The organism is Rhodococcus sp. WB9 (assembly GCF_007558985.1).
Lineage (GTDB): Bacteria > Actinomycetota > Actinomycetes > Mycobacteriales > Mycobacteriaceae > Rhodococcus_F > Rhodococcus_F opacus.
This window is the reverse complement of the sequence record NZ_CP041769.1, coordinates 2,159,822-2,177,943: the sequence shown is the minus strand read 5'-3', so window position 1 is coordinate 2,177,943 and position 18,122 is coordinate 2,159,822. Positions and strand designations below refer to the sequence as shown.

Annotated in this window: 21 protein-coding genes; 8 read left to right on the top strand and 13 right to left on the bottom strand. The window is 68.5% G+C overall.

What is annotated here, in order from left to right; translation table 11 throughout:
- Positions 1-10 precede the first annotated feature (10 nt).
- Entirely contained in the window at positions 11-1,495 is a 1,485-nt protein-coding gene (locus FND50_RS10110; protein ID WP_144285660.1) for a PLP-dependent aminotransferase family protein, read from the bottom strand.
- Positions 1,496-1,557: 62 nt separating this feature from the next.
- Here FND50_RS10110 and FND50_RS10105 point away from each other — a divergent pair, with 62 nt between their 5' ends.
- Entirely contained in the window at positions 1,558-1,743 is a 186-nt protein-coding gene (locus tag FND50_RS10105) for a hypothetical protein (RefSeq protein ID WP_260850960.1), read from the top strand.
- Between the two features lie 43 nt (positions 1,744-1,786).
- Here the strand turns inward: FND50_RS10105 and FND50_RS10100 are convergent, their stop codons facing one another.
- On the bottom strand, positions 1,787-3,322 hold the full coding sequence (locus FND50_RS10100) for an alkaline phosphatase (protein ID WP_144285658.1): 1,536 nt from the start codon (positions 3,320-3,322) through the stop codon (positions 1,787-1,789).
- 32 nt (positions 3,323-3,354) lie between these two features.
- Between FND50_RS10100 and FND50_RS10095 the strand changes: the two genes are divergently transcribed.
- Positions 3,355-3,948 (top strand): methylated-DNA--[protein]-cysteine S-methyltransferase, encoded by a 594-nt coding sequence (locus FND50_RS10095; protein WP_240960719.1) that lies wholly within the window; start codon positions 3,355-3,357, stop codon positions 3,946-3,948.
- Here the strand turns inward: FND50_RS10095 and FND50_RS10090 are convergent.
- Together FND50_RS10090 and FND50_RS10085 are read right to left on the bottom strand one after the other, a co-directional pair.
- Positions 3,884-4,315 (bottom strand): racemase, encoded by a 432-nt coding sequence (locus FND50_RS10090; protein ID WP_260850959.1) that lies wholly within the window; start codon positions 4,313-4,315, stop codon positions 3,884-3,886. The genes FND50_RS10095 and FND50_RS10090 overlap by 65 nt on opposite strands.
- Positions 4,316-4,400: 85 nt before the next feature.
- Positions 4,401-5,690 (bottom strand): adenylosuccinate synthase, encoded by a 1,290-nt coding sequence (locus FND50_RS10085; RefSeq protein ID WP_144285656.1) that lies wholly within the window; start codon positions 5,688-5,690, stop codon positions 4,401-4,403.
- 218 nt (positions 5,691-5,908) lie between these two features.
- Here FND50_RS10085 and FND50_RS10080 point away from each other — a divergent pair, with 218 nt between their 5' ends.
- Positions 5,909-6,562, top strand: coding sequence for a hypothetical protein (locus tag FND50_RS10080; protein WP_260851026.1), 654 nt, complete (start codon positions 5,909-5,911; stop codon positions 6,560-6,562).
- Positions 6,559-7,332, top strand: coding sequence for a site-2 protease family protein (locus tag FND50_RS10075; protein WP_144285654.1), 774 nt, complete (start codon positions 6,559-6,561; stop codon positions 7,330-7,332). Before FND50_RS10080 ends, FND50_RS10075 begins: the two co-directional genes overlap by 4 nt.
- Before the next feature lie 39 nt (positions 7,333-7,371).
- Here FND50_RS10075 and FND50_RS10070 read toward each other — a convergent pair whose 3' ends face one another.
- From FND50_RS10070 to FND50_RS10055, 4 genes are read right to left on the bottom strand one after another with little or no spacing between them, the layout of a single operon-like run.
- On the bottom strand, positions 7,372-7,869 hold the full coding sequence (locus FND50_RS10070) for a helix-turn-helix domain-containing protein (RefSeq protein WP_005238462.1): 498 nt from the start codon (positions 7,867-7,869) through the stop codon (positions 7,372-7,374).
- 41 nt (positions 7,870-7,910) lie between these two features.
- Positions 7,911-8,183: a DUF6510 family protein gene (locus FND50_RS10065; protein ID WP_005260018.1), complete on the bottom strand. Its 273-nt coding sequence runs from the start codon at positions 8,181-8,183 to the stop codon at positions 7,911-7,913.
- A gap of 19 nt (positions 8,184-8,202) precedes the next feature.
- On the bottom strand, positions 8,203-8,970 hold the full coding sequence (locus FND50_RS10060; protein ID WP_144285653.1) for a ferredoxin reductase: 768 nt from the start codon (positions 8,968-8,970) through the stop codon (positions 8,203-8,205).
- Complete coding sequence (locus tag FND50_RS10055; RefSeq protein ID WP_144285652.1) at positions 8,960-9,559, bottom strand: sulfite oxidase-like oxidoreductase; 600 nt, start codon at positions 9,557-9,559, stop codon at positions 8,960-8,962. The genes FND50_RS10060 and FND50_RS10055 overlap by 11 nt, the downstream gene beginning before the upstream one ends.
- 106 nt (positions 9,560-9,665) lie before the next feature.
- On the opposite strand from FND50_RS10055, the gene FND50_RS10050 reads away from it, so the two are divergent.
- Together FND50_RS10050 and FND50_RS10045 are read left to right on the top strand one after the other, a co-directional pair.
- The gene (locus FND50_RS10050) at positions 9,666-11,072 is read left to right on the top strand and encodes an MFS transporter (RefSeq protein ID WP_144285651.1); all 1,407 of its coding nucleotides are present in this window, start codon (positions 9,666-9,668) and stop codon (positions 11,070-11,072) included.
- A 30-nt stretch (positions 11,073-11,102) separates the two neighbouring features.
- Positions 11,103-12,272, top strand: a complete 1,170-nt coding sequence (locus tag FND50_RS10045; RefSeq protein ID WP_144285650.1) for a thiolase family protein — start codon at positions 11,103-11,105, stop codon at positions 12,270-12,272.
- 17 nt (positions 12,273-12,289) lie between these two features.
- Here FND50_RS10045 and FND50_RS10040 read toward each other — a convergent pair whose 3' ends face one another.
- The gene (locus FND50_RS10040; RefSeq protein WP_144285649.1) at positions 12,290-13,246 is read right to left on the bottom strand and encodes a YafY family protein; all 957 of its coding nucleotides are present in this window, start codon (positions 13,244-13,246) and stop codon (positions 12,290-12,292) included.
- 63 nt (positions 13,247-13,309) lie between these two features.
- Here FND50_RS10040 and FND50_RS10035 point away from each other — a divergent pair, with 63 nt between their 5' ends.
- Positions 13,310-13,771 carry a pyridoxamine 5'-phosphate oxidase family protein gene (locus tag FND50_RS10035; protein ID WP_144285648.1) on the top strand — a complete coding sequence of 154 codons (462 nt, stop codon included), beginning with the start codon at positions 13,310-13,312 and terminating at the stop codon, positions 13,769-13,771.
- A gap of 3 nt (positions 13,772-13,774) precedes the next feature.
- Here the strand turns inward: FND50_RS10035 and FND50_RS10030 are convergent, their stop codons facing one another.
- The 4 genes from FND50_RS10030 to FND50_RS10015 all read right to left on the bottom strand — a co-directional run bounded on the left by FND50_RS10030 (position 13,775) and on the right by FND50_RS10015 (position 16,815).
- The gene (locus FND50_RS10030) at positions 13,775-14,197 is read right to left on the bottom strand and encodes a hypothetical protein (protein ID WP_144285647.1); all 423 of its coding nucleotides are present in this window, start codon (positions 14,195-14,197) and stop codon (positions 13,775-13,777) included.
- A gap of 70 nt (positions 14,198-14,267) precedes the next feature.
- Positions 14,268-15,194, bottom strand: a complete 927-nt coding sequence (locus FND50_RS10025; RefSeq protein ID WP_144285646.1) for a cation diffusion facilitator family transporter — start codon at positions 15,192-15,194, stop codon at positions 14,268-14,270.
- A gap of 72 nt (positions 15,195-15,266) precedes the next feature.
- Positions 15,267-16,334, bottom strand: coding sequence for an aromatic acid exporter family protein (locus FND50_RS10020; RefSeq protein ID WP_005260036.1), 1,068 nt, complete (start codon positions 16,332-16,334; stop codon positions 15,267-15,269).
- Between the two features lie 64 nt (positions 16,335-16,398).
- Positions 16,399-16,815, bottom strand: coding sequence for a DUF3151 domain-containing protein (locus FND50_RS10015; RefSeq protein ID WP_005260038.1), 417 nt, complete (start codon positions 16,813-16,815; stop codon positions 16,399-16,401).
- Positions 16,816-16,953: 138 nt separating this feature from the next.
- On the opposite strand from FND50_RS10015, the gene FND50_RS10010 reads away from it, so the two are divergent.
- A complete protein-coding gene (locus FND50_RS10010; RefSeq protein ID WP_144285645.1) occupies positions 16,954-18,081 on the top strand; it encodes a transcriptional regulator in 1,128 nt (375 codons plus the stop codon).
- Positions 18,082-18,122: the final 41 nt, after the last annotated feature.

Below are 18,122 nucleotides of genomic sequence, written 5' to 3'. Positions count from 1 at the left end.
ACTCACGTGCTCAGACGACGAGGGACGGTTCCGCGAGCTCACGGTCGACGGCCAGCGTCTCGTACGCTGCCGCGATGCAGTCGACGCCGCGGCGCAGCTCGTCGGACGTCCGCGCGTAGGGGAGCCGGACGAACCGCTCGAATGCGCCCTCCACACCGAACCGCGGCCCCGCCGCCAGCAGCACCCCGAAGTTGGGGGCCGTCGCGGCCAGCGCCGTCGACACCGGCGCGGGCATGCGCAGCCACAGCGACATCCCTCCCGAACCGATGGTCGGGACCCAGTCCGGCAAGCGGTCGGCGAGAGCGTCGAGCATTGCGCTCCGCTGTTCCCGCAGTTCCGCCCGGCGTCGTGCGAGGACGAGTTCGTCGTCGGAGAGCAGATGCGCGGCCGCGAGCTGGTCCATCACCGGCGTGCCCAGATCGACCGCGGCCCGCGCCCCGGCGAGCCGGGTGATCAGGGCCGGATCGGCGCGAATCCAGCCGACGCGCAGCCCGCCCCAGAACGACTTCGCCGCCGACCCAATCGTCACGACCTCCGACTTCGCGGCTCCCCTGCCGTGCGCCGCCACCGGCCCCGGTGACGGCTCGTCCAGCCACAGGTCGACCATCGTCTCGTCCACCACCAGGGTCATGCGGGTGTCACGCGCGATCCGCGCCAATTCGGCCCGCCCGGACGCGTCGAGACACAACCCGGTGGGGTTGTGGAAGTCCGGGATCAGGTACGCCATCCGGGCCGCGGTCTGCCGGGCGGCGCTGCGGATTCCGTCGAGATCCCACGCCCCGGACGCCCCGCCCTCCGGACGGACCGGGACCGGGACCGGACGCGCACCCACCCTGCGGATCGCCTCCAGCGCGTTGGGGTACGTGGGGTGATCGACCAGCACCCGCTCCCCCGGCGCCGTGAGCACGTTGAGGAGCAGCCGCAGCGCGTGCTGGGCACCGGAGGTGACCATGATCTGCTCAGGCGAGGTCTCCAGCCCTCGTGCCCGGTAGCGGGCGGCGATCACGTCCCGCAACGCGCCGATCCCCACCGGCTCCATTCCATGAGTCGGCAGGAACTGCGGAAGCGATTGCAACGCATAGGCGTAGGCCTGCTCGACCGCCTCCGCGGGCGCGGCCATCGCCGCATAGCTGAGATCGACCACCGAACTGTCGGAACCGGGCTGGTGCGCCCGGAACATCAGCCCGTTCTGCCGTGCCCCGAGCGGCAGCGCGACAGTGCTGCGCGACCCCTGACGGCTGATGAGATACCCCTCGTCCCGGAGCACCGAATACGATGACGTGATCGTGGTCCGGCTCAACTCCAGCATCGACGCCAGTTCGCGCTCACTCGGCAACGCGACCCCCAACGGGATGCGGCCGTCGTGCACGAGCAGGCGGATCCCGTCGGCCAGCGCCCGGTAGGCGGGCCGCGCGGCCGACCGCCGGCTGCTGTCGTCCTGCCAGTTGCCGAGGTCCCTGGCCAGGGAGCGTGCGCCGAGTACGCGAGTCATCATGCAGTCCAGTATCAACCTCTTGGCTATTCATCTCCAAGCCAGTTGCGGCGAAGCTCGGATCCATGACGACAGTGATCACCCTCGCGTGCATGGTCCTCCTGGCCGCGGCCGTGGCGCATTACGGCCCCAAAGAGGGAGGTAAGGGGATATTTCGCCTGGAGCAGTTCCGGGTCGGCGCCCCTCTCGGTGGAATCTTCCCCGACGAGCCGAGCAGTCCAGATTCTGCGGACTGGACCTCCCACACGTGAGTGCGAAAGTGTGCCCGGGGACGCCGCAGCACTCACGTCGGGGTCAGCGCGGCGGCGGCAGGACCTGAGTGAACAGCACCGTCCCGGCCGCGTCGAGGAGGTCCACCCGCAACTCCGACGTCTGCCCGTCGATGAACACCTCACCGAAGTGCTGGTATCCGTCGAGCGGCGACGAGTTGGGTGCGGGCGGCGCGTGCACGAACACGGCCTCGGGGCCGAACGTGGCGTCGAGGTCGTTCGGACCGAAGCCGCCCGAGTTGAGTGGACCGGAGACGAACTCCCAGAACTCGTCGAAATCCTTGTACGCGGCGCGGTCGGGCGAGTACCGGTGCGCGGCGGTGTAGTGCACGTCCGCAGTGAGCCATACCGTCCCGGTGATCCGCCCCGCCTTGATCGCCGACAGCACCTGGGCGATCTCGGATTCCCGGCCCGACGGCTGACCGGGCTCCCCGTTCGCGACGCCCTCGAACGCGGTGTCGCCGTCCGGGACCACCATCCCGAGCGGGAGGTCGTTGGCGATGATCTTCCACGTCGCCGTGGACGCACCGAGTTCCCGGATCAGCCAGTCCTTCTGGGCCGCACCGAGAATCTGCCCGGCCGCACCGGTGTTGACCCCGTTCGCGTCCTTGTAGGTGCGCATGTCGAGGACGAACACGTCGAGCAGTGGCCCGTACCCGATCTTGCGGTACACGCGACCGTCGACCGCGTCGGCCGGCTCCACCGGCAGCCACTCGTGGTACGCCTGGAATGCCCTCTGCGCCAGCACGTCCACGTTCTTCTCCGTGTACGCGTCGAGATCGAGGACCTCACCGGGGTACCAGTTGTTGACGGTCTCGTGATCGTCCCATTGAACGATCTGCGCCACAGAGGAATTGAACCTACGGTAGTTGTCGTCGGTGAGGTTGTACGCGTACTGGCCGCGGTACTGGTCCAGCGTCTGCGCGACCGCGCTCTTCGCCTCACTGACCGTGTTCCGCCACACGCGTCCGTCCGGCAGCGTGACGGACTCCTTCAGCGGACCGTCGGCGTACACGACGTCGCCCGAGTGCAGGAACAGGTGCGGGTCGCGCGCGGCCATCCTGTCGAAGATTCGCATTCCGCCGATGTCCGGATTGATTCCGTACCCCTGACCCGCCGTGTCCCCGGACCACTGCAACCGGATGTCCCCTGCGGCGCCCGGAGCGGTGCGGAAGACACCCGTCACCGCCTCCGAGGTGGCGCCGTCGTCGCCTTCGAGAGTCACCCGGTAGTGCACCTGCTGCCCTGCGGGTAGTCCGGTCAGCCGCAGCCGTCCGGTGCCGTCCGTGTCCGGAGTGAGCAGTCCACCCTCGAACCGCATCGGGTCGGTGAAGGACTCGGTGGCCGAGGTCTCCACGATCATCGTGGCGGGACGGTCGGACCTCGCCCAGACGAGCGCACCGTCGGCTCGCACGTCCCCCGCCGCGACACCGTGCGTCAGGGTGGGTCGTTCACGGACCAGCGCCGGACCCGCACTACCGGAATCGGAGCACGCGGCGGCGGGCACGGCCAGCAACCCGAGTGCGGTGGAGCGGAGCAGGGCACGGCGGGACAGGTACACGGAAACATCTCCTCGGTCGGCGAGCTTCGAGGATGTCCAACCGCGGTCAACGGAAGGTGAACGTCAGATGTGGGAGGCATACTGGATTGGTGACCACAGGAATCGCCCTGTTCGACACGGCCCTCGGCACTTGCGCCATCGCGTGGCGGGCCGCCGGAATCGTGGGTGTGCAATTGCCCGAAGGTTCACCCGAATCCACCCGGCAGCGTCTCGAACACTGCTTCCCGGATGCGGTGGAGCACCAGCCGCCGGCACCGGTCCAGCGGGCCATCGACGGAATTCGCGAACATCTGGGCGGCGCACTCGACGATCTGCGGTGGATCGACCTCGACTTCGAGGGAGTCCCCGAATTCGACTGCACCGTATACGACCTCACTCGCGCAATCGACCCGGGCACCACGCTCACCTACGGCGACATCGCGGCGGAACTCGGCAAGCCGGGTGCCGCGCAGGCCGTCGGTCAGGCCCTCGGCCGTAACCCGCTGCCGATCGTGATCCCGTGCCATCGCGTCCTCGCCGCCGGCGGGCAGGTGGGCGGCTTCTCCGCCGGCGGCGGCACCCTCACCAAGCGCGAACTCCTGGCCCTCGAGCACACTCCGGGGTTCGACGACCCGGTGCTGTTCTGATCAGCGCCTGCGGGTCGCCGACGAGTTCGCGCGCCAACTCCGCGGCCGCCGCCATCCTGTCGCCGTCCGGAACCCGGAGGGTCCGGACGACCCGCTGATCCGCACCGGTCACCCTGGCGCATCCCAGCACGAACGCCTGCCCGCCGGCGAGTATCGCCCGCTCCACCGCGTGGACGAACGCGTCCACCGTCGACCTCGGGTCGCCCTCGAACACCCAGACGCCCAGATCCGTCGACACCACCGCCACGCACCTGCCGGCGTCCGACGTGTCGTGCCCGAATGCCTCCAGGACGGCGGCCGCTGCGTGGAAGCTGTCGCACCACCGGCCGGCCGGCGTCCGGGTACTCGCTTCGACAGTCCTGATCATCGGCTCGAATGTATCGCGGATCGCCGAATGTCGCATCGGTTCAATTCAACTGAACCGATGTCACATTCGGCGACAGGCGCGCGGACTACCGCACCACGTCGCGACGGACGATGGTCTCGTCGCGGCCGGGGCCGACACCGATGCAGGAGATGTACGCACCCGACAGCTCCTCGAGGCGCAGGACATAGTTCTGCGCGTTCTTGGGGAGCTCCTCGAACGTCCGGGCATGGGAGATGTCTTCCCACCAACCGGGCATTTCCTCGTAGATCGGCTTCGCGTGATGAACGTCGGTCTGCGACATGGGCATCTCGTCGTACCGCACGCCGTCGACGTCGTAGCCGACGCAGATCGGGATGGTGTCGAGGCTGCTGAGCACGTCGAGCTTGGTGAGGAAGTAGTCGGTGATGCCGTTGACACGCGTTGCGTAGCGGGCGATCACGGCGTCGAACCATCCGGTGCGACGAGCGCGGCCGGTGGTGACACCCACCTCGCCGCCGGTCTTGGCGAGATATTCGCCGTTCTGGTCGAAGAGTTCGGTCGGGAACGGGCCCGAGCCGACGCGGGTGGTGTACGCCTTGAGGATGCCCAGCACCGTGGTGATCTTGGTGGGTCCGATGCCCGAACCGACCGCTGCGCCACCGGACGTCGGGTTGGACGACGTCACGTAGGGATAGGTGCCGTGGTCGACGTCGAGGAGCGTGCCCTGCGAACCCTCCAACAGCACCGTCTCGCCGCGCTCGAGTGCCTCGTTGAGCTGCAGGCGCGTGTCCGCGATCCGGTGCTTGAACCCGTCGGCCTGCTTGAGCACCTCGTCGACGACCTGCTGCGGGTCCAGGGCCTTGCGGTTGTAGATCTTGACGAGCACCTGGTTCTTGAACTCGAGTGCCGCCTCGACCTTCTGGGTGAGGATCTTCTCGTCCAGCACATCCTGCACGCGGACGCCGACACGCGCGAGTTTGTCCTGGTAGCAGGGCCCGATGCCGCGGCCGGTGGTGCCGATCTTCTTGGCCCCGAGGAAGCGTTCGGTGACCTTGTCGATGGCAACGTGGTACGGCATGATCAGGTGCGCATCGGCCGAGAGCAGCAGGCGGCTGGTGTCCACACCCCGCTCGTCGAGTCCGGCGAGTTCGGTGAGCAACACTCCCGGGTCCACCACGACACCGTTGCCGATGACGTTCGTGACGCCCGGAGTGAGGATTCCGGACGGGATCAGATGCAGCGCGAACTTGTCGCCGTTCGGAAGAACCACAGTGTGTCCGGCGTTGTTACCGCCCTGGTAGCGCACCACCCACTGCAGGCGTCCGCCCAGTAGATCGGTAGCTTTGCCCTTGCCCTCGTCGCCCCACTGGGCGCCGATCAGGACGATTGCCGGCATGACGTTGTCTCCTACGGTCGACGTACAGTCGTATCCGACTGCGTGGTCCTGCCGTTCGTAGGCAGTGGCCGGGGGAACAGTCTAGCCGAGGGCACGGAGAACAGACCCCACAGTACGGCTGGGGAGGCCATCTCGGGCGTGCCACTAGGATGATCCGAAAGGGAAGCTGCGGAAATCGCGGCGGGACATCCGGGCGAGGAGTGGCGTTGACCCCCGTAGTGCTCATTTGCGGCGACGTGCCGCTTCCCCTACCTCTGGGCTCCATTTCGACCTCGAGCGCACCTGCCGTCCCGGACAAGGACGACTTCGACGAGGTCTTCTCCAAACTTCAGGTCGTCGTAGATCCGCGACTGATCGTGGTGGGCAGCGACGCCGCCTTCGCGGCCACCCTGACCCGGTTGATGCGCACCGAACGCCTGCACATCGAACTCGCGTACGTCGCGGAGCATCGTTCGGAGGCGACGGACGCCTACCACCTGTCCTCCGGCGCCCGCGGCGCCCGCACCGCGCTGAAGGGGACGGCCAAGCCGGTCCCCCTCATCCGCGACGACGCGGGCATCGCGCTCGTCGGGTGCGCCACCATCACGGGTCCGGACGGGGGGCCGCTCGTCGGCGAGGCCTACGTCGACGACACCCGGTTGTTCTCGGGGACGACGACGAGCATGAACGTCACCCCGACCCCACGGATGCCCGGTCTGCGGGCGTCGGTCGAACCTCGCAGGCGCTGGCTGCCCCGCCGCTGGGTGGAGGGCCGCGCCGTGCAGCTCGGGTCGCCCGCCGCGGCGCTGACCCGCGACGGCGTGCCGAACCCGCGCGAAGTCAAGCGTTCGACGTTCTACCGTCACGACCAAGAGTGGTTGCTGGTCCGATGAGCCTGCCCCGGGCGCGGACCACCGCGGTACGCCCCAGTCCGGTGTTCCTTCTGGTCGTCGCCGTGGCGGTCGCCGGCGGTGTTCTCGCGTGGCGCGCCGAACTGGAGTCCATCCTCGGCCACGTCGGGGTGTTCCTGCTCGTGGTCGCGGGATGGGTGGTGACGCTCTGCCTGCACGAGTTCGCGCACGCGTACACGGCGTGGCGGCACGGCGACACCGACGTCGAGGTGCGCGGCTATCTCACGCTCAACCCGGTGAAGTACAGCCACCCGCTGCTGTCGATCGGTCTGCCGGTGCTGTTCATCGCACTCGGCGGGATCGGGTTGCCCGGCGGCGCCGTGTACCTGCGCACCGGACTTTTCTCGCCGAAGGTGCAGGCGCGGGTGTCGCTCGCCGGACCCGCCGTGAATCTGGTGTCCGCGATCGTCCTCCTCGCGGTGATCCGCTGGTTCGGGCTGGGCGGCGACCACCAGGTATTCTGGACGGGACTGAGTTTCCTCGCGTTCCTGCAGGTGATGGCCACCGTGCTCAATCTCCTGCCGGTACCCGGACTCGACGGGTACGCCGCGCTCGAGCCGTTCCTGCCGCCCCGCACCCGCAGGTCCGTCGACCAGTTCAAGCCGTACGGACTGCTGATCCTCGTGGCGCTGCTGTTCGTGCCGTCGATCAACGTGGTGTTCTTCGACGTCATCTACCGGCTGTTCGAATTGTCCGGGGTTCCGGAGATCTACGCGCAGTACGGCAACTACCTGATGCGCTTCTGGCTCTGACCCGTGAGTACTTGTCAACCGCCCGCGGTTGACAAGTACTCACGGGCGGGACGCATCCTCTTCGGTGAAGTTGGGGGTCAGCCGCAGTTCCGCCAACGGCACCTCGCGGTCGGGGCTGCGGACCTCGACGCGCACGGGTTCGCCGGTCGCGTCGTCCCGCATCCCGATGGGCGCACCGTGCTTGCCCTGGAGGTACTTGTCGCCCCACTGCATCAGCGCGAGCACGGCGGGCAGGAGGTCGCGCCCCTTCTCGGTGAGCACGTATTCGTAGCGGGTGCGCTGCCCGGGCTCCTTGTAGGGTTGCCGCTCGAACAGGCCCTCGGCCGTCAGTTCACGCAGCCGGGACGCCGCCACGGCCTCGGTGATGCCGACCCGTTTCGCGAAGTCGTCGAATCGCGTGGTGCCGTAGTAAGCCTCGCGCAGGATCAGGACGGCCGAACGCGTGCCGATCACGTCCATCGCCTTGCCGATGGAGCAGTGCGTCGCCCGCCAGGTGTCGCGATCTGCGAGAAAGCCGTCCAACCGTGCCGCGTCCATGCATCTCAGCATAGCTGACTTGCAGATTACATAGTCAGCGCTCACAGTGTCCAGGACAGGTGCGACAGCCCGCTGGCGTCGAGTTCGAGCCCGCGCGGAGTCGCCACCAGCCGCAGCAGCACCTCCTGACATCCCGGGCACCGCACGACGACACCGGGCGCACGCGTATAGACGTGCACCGCCGCCATCGGTCCGTCGAGACCGCAGAACCGGCACTGTCCGGTCGCCGCGGTGAGGTCGTGAACGAAGATCTCCGCGAACGGCCCGCCGAGAACGTTCCCGTCCTCGAAGTCGTTGCCCTGCAACGTACTCATCGACAATTCCTTCCTCCGGTCACGGCCCCGAAGGACCGAACCTTTCGGTCTTGATGTCGTCCGGCGAGTGCCCGAGCGAGAGCAGCAGGCGAGCCGCCTCCTCGACGAATCCGGTGGGCCCGCACACGAAGCAGCGCGGCGCGAAGTCCGCCGGCCACCCCCACGCCGCGAGATCGGCGGCAGTGATCCGCCCCGCCGGACGCCGCGGCGAGTCCTCACGGGTGCAGAGAACGAACGTCTCGACTCCCCCGTCGCCGGTCCCGGGCCTGTTCAGTTCGTCCGCGAACAATTCGTCGGCCTGCGTCCGGAGGGAGTACACGAGCCGGAACGGCGTGCGGTCGTGCCGGAACCGGCGCTCGCGAATCATCGACATCAGCGGCACGATGCCCGACCCACCCGCGACGAGAAGCACCGGCGCGCCACCACCCTCGCGCGGCGACCACACGAACCAGCCACCGATCGGTCCGCGCACCTCGATCAGATTGCCCGCGGCGAACACCTCGGTCAGGTAGGGAGACACCTCGCCGTCCGCCACCCGCTGGACGACCAACACCAATCGCCACCCGCCCGGTGAACGCTCGGCCGGCGACGCCAGCGAGTAGCTCCGTTCGGTGGTGTATCCGTCGGGACCGGTCAGGCGGAGATCGACGTGCTGCCCGGCACGATGCCCCGGCCAGTCCGGGACCTCGAGGACCAGTGCCCGCGCACTCGCCGTCTCGGGCCACGACTCGACGAGTTCCGCCACTCGCCAGCTGAGCACGGCACGGCCCAACAGCTCACTGGTCACCCTGGTACCTCTGCTCCCGCCACGGGTCGCCGCGATCGTGGTAGCCGAGTTGCTCCCAGAAGCCCGGGACGTCCTGGGTGACGAGCTGAATCGACCGAACCCACTTCGCGGACTTCCACAGGTAGAGATGTGGCACGAGCAGACGGGCCGGTCCCCCGTGCACCGCCGCAAGGGGCGCGCCCTCGTACGTGTGCACGATCCATGCCTTGCCACCGAGGATGTCGGCGACGGGGAGGTTCGTGGTGTAACCGCCGTCGCATCCGACGAGGACGAATCCCGCCGACGTCTCGACGTCCGCGAACAGGGTGTCGAGCGAGACACCCTTCCACGACGTTCCGAACTTCGACCAACGTGTGACGCAGTGGAGGTCGACCGTCGGCCGCTCCTGCGGGAGCTTCGTGAATTCGGCCCACGACCACTCGTGGCGCCGGCCGGTCTCGTCGGTCACGGTCAGCGTCCACGTGTCGGTCGGGACGCGGGGCGTCGGTCCCGCCGAGAGGACCGGGAAATCCCCGACCTCGTACTGCCCGGGCGGAAGAGAGTGCTCGCTGCGAGGTCTGCCGTGGAAGCCGGGGGTGAGAACAGCCATGCCTCACGTTAGGACCGCCACGGGATCTCTGCAGCGCAAACCCTCGATCCGAGGCGTCCGTCACACCTGACTTGCCATAGCCATAGTCAGGTGTACATTGCTGACTATGGCCCTCAATAGTCAGGTGCGGGAGAAAGTGCGGCTCGGCCCACTCCTCACCGTCCTCTCCGGCGCGTCGTTCGTCGCCAGCCTCGATCTGTTCGTCGTCAACGTCGCGTTCGGCGACATCGCCGCGAGCTACCCCGGCTACAGCCTCGGCGACCTCAGCTGGGTGCTGGGCGGCTATGCGATCGTGTTCGCCGCACTCCTGGTTCCGCTCGGACGCTGGGCCGACCGCGTCGGCCGCCGGCGCGGATTCCTTCTCGGGCTGGCGCTGTTCACCGCGGCGAGCGCGGCATGCGCGCTGAGCCCCTCGCTGTGGCTGCTCGTGGCCTTCCGACTGCTCCAGGCCGTCGGTGCTGCCGCCCTGACCCCCGCCAGCCTGGGACTGCTGATCAGCACGGTCCCCGAAGCCACACGTGCGGGCGCGGTCCGGATCTGGGCCGCGTCGGGCGCCGCGGCCGCGGCCTTCGGACCCGTGGTGGGTGGGCTGCTCGTCGAGGCGTCGTGGCGCTGGGCCTTCCTGATCAACGTCCCCATCGGTATCGCCTTCCTGATCGCCACCGTCCGGTGGGTCCCCGACTTCCGCCCGACCGCCCGCGACACCAACCTCGATCTGCTCGGAGCCGCCCTGTCGACCGTCGGCATCGGCGCCCTCGCACTCGGGCTGGTCCAGGGACCCGACTGGGGTTGGGGCGACCCCCGAATCGCGCTCGCGTTCACCGTCGCTGCCGCGTCCGTCGCACTGTTCTGGTGGAGAAACAGCAGGCAGCGCGAGCCGCTCATCGAACCCGCCATGCTGAAGGTGCGGACGTTCGCCTGGTCGAACGTGACGGCGCTCGCGTTCAGTGCCGCCTTCGCGGCCGGTCTGCTCGCGAACATTCTGTGGCTGCAGCAGGTGTGGGGGTTCTCCGCACTGTTGACGGGTCTCGCGATCGCGCCGGGCCCGTTGATGGTGCCGGTGTTCGCGGTGGTCGGCCAGTTCCTGTCCCGTAGATTCTCGGCCGGAGCGCTCACCGCGGCGGGCAGCGCCCTGTGGGCCGCCGGCGCCGTGCTCGTGCTCTCGTCCGTCGGGATGGAACCGCAGTACGCGTCGGAACTGCTGCCCGGCTGGATGATCGCCGGTGTCGGGGTCGGCCTGGCGTTGCCGACGATCCTGTCGTCCGCCACCGCCGGACTATCGCAGTCGCGCTCGGCCACCGGTAGTGCCGTCGTCACCATGAGCCGTCAGGTCGGAACGGTGCTGGGCGTGAGCATGCTCGTCGCCCTCCTCGGTACGACCGCCGGTGACGAAGACACCCACTCCGCGTTCCAACTCGCCTGGTCGGCGGTGGCCGCGGTCGCCGCCGTCGCCGCACTCACCGCTACACGGATGAATCCACCCCGTGAGTACTTGTCAACCGCCCGCGGTTGACAAGTACTCACAGCACCGAAAGGAACGATCATGAGAGACGCCGTCATCGTCGAGGCCGTCCGCACGCCGATCGGGAAGGGCAAGCCCTCCGGCGCCCTGCACGGAGTGCACCCCGTCGACCTTCTCGCCCACAGCCTGTCGACCCTCGTCGAGCGCACGGGAATCGATCCCGCACTGATCGACGACGTCATCGGCGGCACCGTCACCCAGGTCGGTGACCAGAGCCAGAACATCACCCGCAGTGCGCTGCTCGCGGCCGGATTCCCCGAATCCGTGCCCGGCACGACCGTCGACCGGCAGTGCGGCAGCAGCCAGCAGGCCGTCCACTTCGCCGCGCAGGGCGTGATGTCGGGCGCCTACGACATCGTCGTCGCCGCCGGAGTCGAATCGATGGGCCGCGTTCCCATGGGGTCCAGCACCATCGGACGCGAATCGATGGGTGTCGGCTTCGAGCGCCGCTACCCCGACGGCCTCGTCCCGCAGGGCATCAGCGCCGAACTCATCGCCGCCCGGTGGGGACTCTCGCGCACCCAGCTGGACGAGTTCGCCCTGCGCAGCCATCAGAAGGCCGCGGCGGCAACGAGTGCCGGGAACTTCGCGAAGGAACTCGCCGTCCTGCCGGAGTTGAGCGTCGACGAGGCTATCCGGCCGGACACGACGCTGGACGCTCTCACCGGCCTGCGACCGGCCTTCCGCAGTGACTTCTACGAGGAGAGGTTCCCGCAGATCGACTGGTCGATCACCGCGGGCAACAGCAGTCCCCTGTCGGACGGAAGTGCGGCGCTCATGATCACCACGAGTGAGATCGCGGGACGCCTGGGACTGCGGCCGCTGGCCCGGCTCCACAGTTTCTCCGTCGTCGGAGACGATCCGCTGATGATGCTCACCGCGGTCATCCCCGCGACACGCAAGGTGCTGCAGCGCAGCGGCCTCGACATCTCCGCCATCGACCTGTTCGAAGTCAACGAGGCCTTCGCGCCGGTGGTCCTGGCCTGGGCCGCGGACACCGGAGCCGACCTGGACCGCGTCAACGTGCACGGCGGCGCGATCGCGCTCGGACATCCGCTGGGGGCCAGCGGCGCCCGGCTCATGACCACGCTGGTGAACGCGATGGACCAGCGCGGGGCCCGGTTCGGCCTGCAGACCATGTGCGAGGCGGGCGGACTCGCCAACGCCACGGTGCTCGAACGACTCGGGTGACGCGGAGGTAGTCCATCTCAGCCGTTCCGACGGGCGATCGCGTCTCCTACCGCACGCAGCGATTCGCGTAGCGAAGGCGGCTGGAGCACTTCGACTCCCCCGCCGAGAACGGTCAACTGGTCGAGTGCCACGTCTTCGGCCTCGAGCGACAGGTCGACGGTCACCCAGCCGGCGTCATCCGGCGGGCCGGGTTCGACGCGTGCGGCTTCCACACCCACCACCCGCGGCAGCCGTCGCCACGAGGCGGGCGAGAGCCGCACGCGGCACCGGAATCGCAGAAGGGCACGATCGAATTCGCCCACCGACGCCGTCCACCACGCACCCAGATCGAAATTCTCGGGACGTACCGCCGGTTGATTCAGCGCGGTCGCGTCACTGATGCGCGACACCCGGTACGACAGCGTCCGTCTGCGATGCTGCGCAACGAGATACCAGACACCGGCCTTCGCCACCAGACCCAGGGGATCGAGAGTTCTTGCCGCGGAACGGCTCCCCTTCCGGTAGCGGATACCGAGACGCCGACCCTCGAGCACCGCGGACGCCACCACCGGGAGATCGCCGTTGTCGCGTGGCCCGTCGAACCAGCCGGGGGCGTCGACGTAGAGCCGATCCCGCCACAGCTGAGCCCCGGCGCGCAGCGGGACAGGCAACGCCCCCAACAGCTTCGACTGCGCGGCAGCGGTGACGTCGCGAAGACCGAGATCGTCGGCGATCGAGGGGACACCGAGCAACATCAACGCGGACGTCTCCTCGCCCGTCATCCCGCCGAGTTTCGACTGCCAGCCGTCGAGCAACCGGATTCCGCCACCGGGTCCACTCTCCGTCCACAACGGCACACCGGCCGCCGACAACGCCGTGACGTCGCGATACACGGTGCGCACCGAGACCCCGAGTTCGTCCGCGAGTTGCTGCGCGGTGGCCCCGCGACTGCCCTCCAGACGGAGCATCACCTCGACGAGCCGACTCGAACGCATGCTCCGATTCTAGTGAAAATCCCTGACAATAGATGTCAGGGATAGGAGAGCACACTGGTCGGCATGACCAACTGGACGCAGTTCGAGACCGAAGCACCCGACCTCGCCAAGGCTGTCGCCGCGCGCTTCGAGGCGCACAAGCACCACGTGCTGGCGACCCTCCGCAAGGACGGTTCCCCGAGAGTGAGCGGCACCGAGGTCGAGTTCTACGAGGGCGCGTTACTGCTCGGCTCGATGGTCGGTGCCCGCAAAGTGCAGGACCTGCAACGCGATCCGCGATTCTCTCTCCACAGCAACCCCGGTCACCACACGATGGACGGCGGCGACGCCAAGATCAGCGGCCGCGCAGACGAGATCCTCGGAGAGCGGAAACAGCAGATCCTCGAGCACTATCCCGACGAAATCCCCGAGGCGGACGTCTTCGAACTCGGCCTCAACGAGGTGGTGCTCACCACCGTCGACGGCGAGCACCTGTATGTCGATCTGTGGCGGCCGGGTGCGGGTGTCACCCGGTTCACCAAGTGACGTTCACTGCGTGACGGCGAATCCGAAGCCGAGGGGGCAGGTTGCAACGCCATTCTTGGCTGGACCGTCCGGATCGTAGGTTCCGCCGGGGATCAAATGGGCGGTGAAGCCGGGCAGAACCTTCTCGGGCCCTTCGGCGTCGCCTGTCTCGTTCACGAGAGGCCCTGACGTGCCGATTGTTGGCGCCTGACCGATGTTGAGATAGGTCACCTGGGCGTCGGTCGTAGCACCCTCGGGAGCGTCGAAATCCCACTCGACCAGGTCGCCCTCTTCCTTCTCGACTCCGAGCGTCGCGGCGGGCTTACAGTTCGCCAGCGGATCGGGCATGAACGGCGCGGCGGAGGCGGCGGCCGGTGCTGCGAAGAGGGCGGCTGCACCGAGTGCGGCAACGGCGACGGGTCGTGCGAACGCTGCGAGAGTCGACATGGTGTTCCCTTCCGTGAGTCGTCCCACAACGGTTTTCCCGCCGCGTAACCGGACGAAACAGACAGGGCCCCTACCAGGTGACGTTCTCGGCGCAGTGGCGTCCGTTGGCGGTGGATTCCACCTGCACCGTGGCGTGGGAGAGCAGGTGGCTCTCGAGGACGGTCCGCGCCGATTCGAGGACGGCGGACGAGTCGGCGTCCGTGGTCAGGTGGACGGTGGCCACGTCCATTCCCGTCGTGAGCGTCCACACGTGGAGGTCGTGGACACCGGTGACCCCGGGCAGCGCTTCGAGGTCGGCCTGCACCGATTCGACGTCGACGTCCTCGGGGGACGCCTGCGTGAGGATGCGCAGCGACGCGGCGGCCAGTTTCATCGCCCGCGGCACCACCCACAGCGAGATGAGGACACCGACGATGATGTCGGCGTAGGTCCAGTCGAACGCCAGCACGACGCCGCCGGCGATGAGGACGCCGACGCTGCCGACGGCGTCCGCGAGCACTTCGAGGTAGGCGCCGCGGACTGCCAGGCTGTCCTTGGAATCGGCGCGCAGCATCAGCATTACCACGAGGTTCGCGGCGAGTCCGACGGATGCGGTGAGGATCAGCGCCATGCCCGGAAGGTCGGGGGCGTCGCCGATGCGGGAGATCGCCTCGTAGAACACCCAGACCGCGACGGCGAGCAGCATCGCGGCATTGGCCATGGCCGTGAGCACTTCGGCGCGGTGCCAGCCGAAGGTCCGGGCCGCGGTGGCACTGCCTTTGCGTGCCAGGAGCAGTGCGACGAGACCCATCGACATTCCGACGACGTCGGTCAGCATGTGCCCGGCGTCGGCGAGCAGCGACAGCGAGTTGACGGTCAGACCGACGACGACCTCGAGAACGAGGAACGCGAGGAGGATGACGAGAGCGATCACCATGCGGCGGATCCGCCCCCGGGACGGGCCTACCTCACCGCCGCCTTGTGTGTTGCCGTGCGAATGGCCGTGACCGACTCCCATGGGTGAGCCTCCTCCCGAGTTGTGCCGATCATATGCGTACATGCGCATATGTTCAACAGCGAGCTCGGGCGGTCAGAGCTCGGGACGATAGGCCGGCTTCTCCACGGTCGGCGGCAGGGTGGCGATGGCCGAAATGCGCTTCAGCCCTGCGACCTGCAGAAGGTCGACGGTCAGTGACCGGATCTGCGCGAAGACGACCGTGGCCGACAGGCCAGCGTTCTCCACCAGTTCCGGTTTCAATCCCGACGCCACCGAACGGAGCACCCGCGCCGCCTCGGCCTGATCGGGTTGCTGACCGGGGTCCGCGAGCGCCATCTGCCGGAGGGTTTCCAAGGCGTGGGCGAGTTTCTCCACCTGGTCGACGAGCCGTGGGTTGAGAATCTCGTCGTCACGCACCAGCGTGAGCGAACGCCGCGCGAGCACCCGGATGTTGCGCAAGGCATTGTCGAGTGGGTCCGCGGCCGCGGTGAGTCGTTCGAGCCGGCCGCGGGTGTTCCAGTACAGCGGCGAGATGCGGCTGATCTCGCGGCCGCCCGCAAGGTGGGTTCGCAGCGTGTCGATGGACGCCTGCGTTGCCCGCGCCTTTTGGAGGGCCTTCTCGATGGGCTTGTCGTCGTTGGCCACCAGACCGTCGGCCACCAGCTGCATCACTTCGGACGCCGTCCCGAGAACGTTCGCGGCGTACTTCCGCGCCCGCCCCACGGGATGCGTGGGAATCAGCGCGACGACGGCGATCCCCACCAGGCCACCGGTCAGAGCGTCGACCATGCGGTCGATACCTGCGGTGCCGCCGGGTGGCAGCAACGTCGCCACGAGCACCGCGGAGTTACCCGCCTGCATCGAGAAGATCGGTCCGCTGTTCAGCAATACGGCCGCGGACATCGCCAGAATCACGACAAGGGTGATCTGCCAGGTACCGCTCCCGATCACGGAGACGATGAGGTCGCCGACCCCGATCCCGATCGTGACACCGGCCACCAACTCGACGGAACGGCGCAGGCGGGCGCCGAGAGACAGCCCCAGCGATACCACCGCGGCGATCGGTGCGAAGAACGGCGTCGGGTGACCGATCACCACCGTCGCCACCCACCAGGCAGCGCCGGCAGCGATCGCGCACTGCAGGATGGGCAGTGCCGACACCCGCAGTCGCTGGGCCGAAGTCCTCAGCCCGTCCCGGCCACGGACTTTCGCCGAGCTGAGGGCGTTAACCGACGCCAAGCGCTTCGGCAGCTCGGGGATCGCAGTCCTCGAGCAGATCGAGGCACCGCGCGTACTCGTCCGTTTCGCCGATCGCCTTCGCCGCCTTCGCCAGCACGGCGACGCACCGGAGGAAGCCGCGGTTGGGTTCGTGGCTGTAGGGAACCGGGCCGAATCCCTTCCAGCCGTTGCGACGCAACTGGTCCAGTCCACGGTGGTACCCGGTGCGCGCGTAGGCGTACGCCGCGATGGTCTCGTCGGCCTGGAGGGCCGCCTCGGCCAGGTAGGCCCATGCGATTGAGGCGGTGGGATGGGCGGCTGCAACGGAAGCCGGATCCTCGTGGTTCAACAGGGCCGATTCGGCCTCGTCGTCCCCGGGGAGCAGCGTGGGCTGTGGTCCGAGAAGGTCACCGAAAGACGTCATGCGCCTATTGTGCCCCCGCCGCAGTGCCGTCACTGCGTCGGCCCGCGTCCACGACGCGCCCTGTCGTGGTCTCCGATGACGCACGATGTCGTTAGGCTGCCCCCAACGTTCATTTCTCTGCAGACCGAGGGGCAGCGCGTGCAGGACCCGAAGAAAGACGAATCGACTCAGAAGCCGGCCGCGGACACACCGTCCGGACCGGCAGCGGCAGGCACCACCGCCGGCAAGGGCACCGCCGGCGCCGACGCGACCGCGAAGCCTGCGAAGACCGCGCAGCCCGCGGCGGACGCAGAGCCCGCCGCACCGAAGTCACCCGAGCCGAAGCCCCCGCAGAAGAAGGCCCCCGAGAAGGCGGCAGAGAAGAAGGCCGACGAGCCGCAGCCCGAACTGCCCAAGCCTCCGGCACCGCGCCGCCCACGAGCCGAGACACCTCAGGCCGGCCCGGACTCTGCCGCGAAACCCGCGGACAAGGCATCCGAGGCGGCCACCACCGCGATCCCGACGCAGAAGAGCGTGCCGGCATCGGGCGACGCCGCGACCGTGAAGATGCACCGCGCACCGAACACGCAGACCCCGACGGTGCAGGGGCAGACGACACCGCCGTCGGACGACGAGACGGTCGCGATCCCCGTGACGAAACCCGCAGTCCCGGCGACGCCGCCGCCACCCCGACCTGCCGCCGCCCAGCCTCAGAACGCGCGGCCCGTGCCCCCGCCGCCCGCTCCCTCGAGGCCGGCGCCCGCCCCGCCGAAGGCCGCACCGCAGCGGGTGCTGCCGCCCCAGCAGAGCGCGCCGCAGCGCGTCCCCGCGGCGCAGCAGCCCACGAAGAAGCACGGCAAGGCGTGGCTGTTCGCCGCGATCGCCGCCGGCGTCATCGTCGTCGCCGCCATCGCGGTCGCCGGTGTGATCGTCTACAACAACAACCAGGCCGAGAACTCACCCGAGGCCCAGGTGCAGGGAACGATCGACACGTTCGTCGCGGCACTCACCCAGGGCGACCTGGCGACGCTGCGCACCAGCACCTGCGGCAGCCTCGCGGAGTACTACCAGGGCCTCTCGGATCAAGATTTCGCCGAGGTCCACCAGGTCGCCGTCACGCAGCAGAACATTCCCGTGGTCGGCGGCGTCGACGCCGTGCAGATCACCGGCGACACCGCCATCGCCCAGGTGAAGGCCCACACGGCCGCCAATCCCAGCGAGCAGTCGTGGCGCACGTTCAACCTCGAGAAGGTCGACGGCACCTGGAAGATCTGCGACCCCCGATAAACGACTGTGCGCCTATCCGGTAGCGGTGGCTACCGGAAAGG